Below are 2514 nucleotides of genomic sequence, written 5' to 3'. Positions count from 1 at the left end.
GCCACGTCCTTGGCGTTGACCGCCGAGGCGGCGTCGCCGAAGGCGAGCGAGCCGGCGCCGGCCGCGCTGCTGGCGTTGCCCAGAGCGACCGAGCCCTGGCCCGTCGCGGTGTTGGCGCTGCCCAGCGCCAGCGCGCCGGTGCCGGTGGCGGTGTTGTTGGCGCCCAGGCCGACGGCGCCCGTGCCGGTGACGGTGTTCGGGTCGCCGATCGCGACCGCGCCGTCGCCGTTCACCACCTGGCCCTGGCCGATCGCCACCGCCCCGGCGCCGCCCAGCACCTGCGAGTTGGTGCCGATCGCGACCGAACCCTCGCCGGCCGCCGCCGCCACCGAGCTGTTGGTGCCCAGGACCGTGCTTGTCAGGGCGAGAGCCTGGGTGTTGGTGCCGATCGAGATCGCGCTCTGGTCACTTGCGACCGTGTTGGTGCCGATCGAGACAGCACCCTGGTCGCTCGCGATCGCATTGGTGCCGATCGCGGTCGCCCATTGGCTGGAGGCATTGGCATTGACGCCCAGAGCGATCGCGGCACCCGCCGTCGCGCTGGCGGCGTTGCCCATGGCAGTGGCGCCGTCGGCGCCTGCGTTGGCGTTATAACCGACCGCCGTTGACTCCGCCCCCGTCGCCGAGGCACCGACCCCCGCGGCCAGGGAGTTGGCGCCGGTGGCGCCGTCATTGTTGAAGTTGCCCCCAGCCGTGCCGCCGTCGTTGACGCTGTAGTAGTGCGTCAGCTTGCCGGTGACGTCGGTGATCTGACTGGCGACGTCGTCGACCGCCGTATTGGTGGCGAAGAGCTGGCTGCCGTTCACCGCATCGGTCGAGGTGGCCGAAAGCCGCCCCGCCGCCACGTTGGTGATGGTCCGCTCGGCGCCGACATCGCCGACGCTGACGGTGCTGCCCGGCGTGGTCCCGGCGAAGTTGTAGGTCGTGCCGGCAATCGTCGTGCTGGTCGTGCCGACCGCGGCCGCCGTCACCGAGCCCGAGCCCAGCGCCACGTCCTTGGCCTTGGTGGCCGAGGCCGCATCGCCGAAGGCGAGCGAGCCGGCGCCGGCCGCGCTGCTGGCATTGCCCAGCGCGACCGAGCCCTGGCCTGTCGCCGTGTTGCCGCTGCCCAGCGCCAGCGCGCCGGTGCCGGTGGCGGTGTTGTTGGCGCCCAGGCCGACGGCGCCCGTACCGCTGACGGTGTTCGGGTCGCCGATCGCGACCGCGCCGTCGCCGCTGACGACCTGGCCTTCACCGATCGCCACGGCACCCGTGCCACCATTCACCGTCGAGTTGTGGCCGATCGCCACCGAACCGGGGCCGGCCGCCGCCGCCACCGTAGCGGTGTCGCCCAGCGCCACGGTCGACGCCGTCAGCGCCTGCGAGGCGTTGCCGATCGCGGTGGCGTTGGCCGCCGCCGCCTTGGTGTTGCCGCCCAGGGCGATGGCTCCGTCTGCCGATGCATTGGCCACGGCGCCGATCGCCACCGACAAGGCGCCGGACCCGGTGCTGGCATTGCCCAGGGCAATGGCGGAGTCGGCGCTGGCGTTGGTGCCCACGCCCAGTGCCACGGCGTTGAGGCCGCTCGCCTGGCTGATCCGGCCGACCGCGATGCTGCTACCGCCGGTCGCGTTGGCCGAGCTGCCCAGGGCCAGCGCGTCTGCGACCGACGCGGTCGCCGCGTTGCCGACCGCGATGGCGTTGTCCCCCGCGGCGTTGGCGTGCAGGCCGGCCGCCGTGGACGCCACCCCCGTCGCGATGGACTGGAAGCCGGTCGCGGTGGCGAAATTGCCGGTGGCGAGACTGCCCGCGCCGAGAGCCGTGGCCTGCTGGGCCCCCGCATTGGCATTCTGGCCGAAGGCCGTCGCCCAATCGCCATTGGCCTTGGCGCCCGTGCCGACCGCGGTCGTGAACGAGCCGGTCGCGTTGGCATTCAGGCCGACCGCGATCGCGCCGCCCGACGGCCCCGTCGCGACGGCGCTGGTGCCGACGGCGATGCTGTCCGCGGCCGAGGCGGTGGCCGCGTTGCCCATCGCGATCGCGTTCTGGGCCGAGGCGTTGGCGTGCAGGCCGGTCGCCGTGGACGCCACCCCCGTCGCGATGGCCTGGAAGCCGGTCGCGGTCGCGAATTGGGCATTGGCGAGGCTGCCGGCGCCGAGGGCCGTGGCCTGCTGCACCGCCGCATTCGCATTCTGGCCGAGGGCCGTCGCCCAGTCGCCGGTCGCCTTCGAGGTCGTCCCGACCGCGGTCGAATAGGCTCCGGTGGCCGAAGCCCCCGGGCCGGCCGCGATGGAATCGAGCCCGGTGGCGCCGTTGTTGGTGTAGTTCGGCTTCTGCACCCCGCCGTCGTTGACGCTGTAATAGTGCAGCGGCGTGCTGGCGGCGATGGCCGTGATCGCCTGGTTGGTGGCGAAGAGCTGGCTGCCGTTGATGGCGTCGGTCGAGGTCGCCGAGAGCCGCCCCGCCGCGACATTGGTGATGGTGCGCTCGGCGCCGACCGCGCCGACGCTGACCGTCCGCGCCGACGCTGACCGT

Annotated in this window: 1 protein-coding gene; it reads right to left on the bottom strand. The window is 73.3% G+C overall.

Annotation, left to right across the window (positions count from 1 at the left end; translation table 11 throughout):
• Window positions 1-2514 (bottom strand): beta strand repeat-containing protein (locus tag AB4Z01_RS36090; protein WP_441701653.1); only part of this gene is annotated, 2514 nt, incomplete at both ends.

This window comes from Inquilinus sp. YAF38 (assembly GCF_052113205.1).
GTDB lineage: Bacteria > Pseudomonadota > Alphaproteobacteria > DSM-16000 > Inquilinaceae > Inquilinus.
This window is presented reverse-complemented; position numbering and strand designations above follow the sequence as displayed.